The following is a 261-nucleotide window of genomic DNA, read 5'->3' as shown; positions in this document are numbered from 1 at the left end:
TTGGGCGCGAACGGATCGCCGACACCGCTCTCGATCAGCTCCGTCACCCGCTCCTGCGGCAACTTCACCACAAGCATGCCGGCACGCTCGTCATAGCCGGCGACGAACCGTCCGGCCAACCGGACGCACGGGAAGCCCATCATTGTCGCGCGCCCGACCGCGGGGTCGTAGAGAAGGTCGTCGGTGAGCTCGTCGTAGAGCTCGCGCGGGTTGTCCCCGCCGGAGGAGCCCGACGGGGACGCGTCGCCCTTCGTGCCTCGC

1 pseudogene is annotated in these 261 nt (G+C 69.7%); it reads right to left on the bottom strand.

Features of this window, described 5'->3' with window-relative positions:
• Positions 1-261 (bottom strand): annotated as a pseudogene (locus tag ELR45_RS35875) (hypothetical protein); the annotation flags it as partial.

Origin of the sequence: Phytoactinopolyspora endophytica (assembly GCF_004138495.1) — a bacterium.
Lineage (GTDB): Bacteria > Actinomycetota > Actinomycetes > Jiangellales > Jiangellaceae > Phytoactinopolyspora > Phytoactinopolyspora endophytica.
This window is presented reverse-complemented; position numbering and strand designations above follow the sequence as displayed.